The sequence below is a fragment of the Tissierellales bacterium genome, from assembly GCA_025210965.1.
GTDB lineage: Bacteria > Bacillota > Clostridia > Tissierellales > JAOAQY01 > JAOAQY01.
In genome coordinates this window covers 1-2,657 of record JAOAQY010000228.1, presented here as the reverse complement: position 1 = coordinate 2,657, position 2,657 = coordinate 1, and the positions used below count along the sequence as shown (strand labels likewise).

2 protein-coding genes are annotated in these 2,657 nt (G+C 30.4%); both read right to left on the bottom strand.

The genetic code is table 11. The annotated features are described in order from the left end of the window. The coding region (locus tag N4A40_16405) for a helix-turn-helix domain-containing protein (protein ID MCT4663436.1) at positions 1-391 on the bottom strand (391 nt) is incomplete at its 3' end. 317 nt (positions 392-708) lie between these two features. Then, positions 709-2,657 (bottom strand): hypothetical protein (locus N4A40_16400; GenBank protein MCT4663435.1); only part of this gene is annotated, 1,949 nt, incomplete at its 5' end.

Below are 2,657 nucleotides of genomic sequence, written 5' to 3'. Positions count from 1 at the left end.
TTTTGTTATTCTTTGGAAAATATAAACCGACTTTAGACTTGCCCTTTTTCTTAAATCTAGGGAAGCCTGCTTCACCTTTAAAGAATTTCTTATATGATAACTCTGCATTACATATAGCTTTCTTTCTAGACTTGCTGCCACAATCATTAATCCATTTGTACTCATCTAGAAATTTGATTTCATTGTTGATATATTTATCAAAGTTATTAGCTGATATAAAGGCTTTTTTCTTATCTAAATTCCCCTCTTTAAAGTTCTGATAAAGTGATTGATTTTTAGCAAGGTAAGCATTATATAACCATCTACAAATCCCCAGTGATTGATTAATCTTTTGAATCTGCTTCTTTGTTGGTTTTAATTCGACTTTGTATGCCCTTTGCAATCTCTTCATTCCCCCTTACCGAAGTACCTTAAATGACACGTTAAGTATCTCTGCAAAATCTTTAGTTTTATAATTTGTAATATGTCTCATGTGTTCATCAACTCCTTTGAGTATGTTTCAACACTTTTAAACATATTTATCAACGTTTTTAATAACTAAAGCATTTCTCCTATTAAAATCCTATATTTGATTTCCAAATCAGCAAAGTATCGTTTTAATCTAGAAACCAATTTCATTATACTACTTTAATAGATTTTGGTAAATATTACTATAATAAGTTACCTTAAGCTGGTGCCAGGCACCGTCTTAAGGTAACTTATTGTAGATTAATTTATTACAATTATATATCTCGCCCAGCCTTTTTCATCTAGCAAAGGCCATGCTTTTACATTAGCCTCGTTTTCTTTTAAATAACTATGCACTAGTCTGTGTTTTTTACCCTCTGTTATAATTTCCGATGTTTCTCTAAGTTCAATTTCTTCTCCAGTTTTTAACACAAATCTATCCTCTTTAATCTCACCCTCAACTATTGAATTAGTACTTGGAATTAATTTTACTACCTTAACAAAATTCGCTCCTATCTCTCCATCATAAGTTACTGCACAAATATCTCCTTCTTCTAAATCCATATTTTTGAGTTCTTTATTCTCTATCCCTTTTACCTTATCAAAATCTAAATTCCAAAAATTCTCCCATTCATCTTTATGTGTATTCAAATAGTTTATATCATAGTTATATTCATAGTATTTTGTATTTTCTACTATATCTACTCCAAACGGTCTAAATTTAAGTTTTCTAAATCTCACATCTCTAAAGTGCTGGAACTCTCCTACTCTAACTATTGACATCATCATAGAAGATTCTTGCTTCTCATCAGATCTAAGAGGTGATTTACTGTCATAATATCCCATAAAGTATTTAGAATCTATTTCCAGTAAATGCCTAGCGTTGTTATTTTCATCAAAACTTATAGACACATTTTTACCTGTGGATGCTTTTAACGACCCCTCTCCAATCCAAGTAAAATCATCTGATAACTCTATCCACACTCTCTCGTCTTCATCAAAATCGCTATCACTTGCATCCTCAATGTTATTAAAACCAATTTCGATCTTTCCTTCGCCTACCGAAAGCAATCTGTATATATTTACTGAACCATCTATTCCTGCCAATTGCTTAAAATCCAATATATAATTGTCATCAATAACCCCTACATCTACAACACTATCGTCAAATTCCCATCTTCCATACTCTCTTGGTATATTCGTATCTAGTATCAGCACTCTTTCATTTCCATTTTTATCTATTCCTCTTAATCTTTTAATATCTCTATCCAAGCCAAGTCTATCGCTGTCTATATTCGTCAATGTGATTTTTTCTATATCATTCTTATTTCCAAGAGGTTTTATAGATACAACTTCACCTAGAAGATCCTTATATATAGCTATTTTTTCGCCATAATAATACTCATCTTTTGAAATTCTATCTTTAGTATATTTCTCCAAATCATCTGACAAAACAGATTCTACAATACTTCCTGACTCAAGATTATATATCAATATATTTATTCCATCTTCATTTACAATATCTTTAAAATATCCAACTCCTTCATGTTCCAAATTTTCCATAGTTTTTTTTGTAAACTCTGATATATGAACATTTGATACATTATCAGCATCATATGTGCTAATTAAATATTTAAACTTTATGGGCTTATCTTCATAGAAAAAATCTTCTGGATCTAAATTAGAATTTTCATTCGCTACGTAAGTTTTTCCTTTATCCCAGTTTAGCATGTATTCGGAATCATATATCATAGTAAGATCTGGTTTGGCACTCTTTACATTTAAAACATCTTTCAAATAAGCTTTATAATCTCCTTCTTCTAAACTTACTTCGTTACCTTTTGCTACTACTAAAATTTTCATTAGCTGGCTTTGATCCACATAATTTTCTGAAAAATAATACACCAAATCGCCTTCTTCAAAATCCGACCACTCTGCTTCTTTTAAATTATTTTCCGTAAAATAAAATTTCTGATTATGGAGCATCTCATTCACATTCACACTATACAGTTTTACATTTTCAGATACTTTTAGTCCATAGTCTTCTTTATCGGTATTAATCTTCCACCAATCATCTAAATCAAATATATAATGCTTATCACCCGAATTTTCAATTACTATTCCTTCACCCGAATAATACTCATCAAAAATCGACTCTTCCTTCTCCATTGATTTCAAAAAGAACATACCACTCCAAATTACCAAAATAC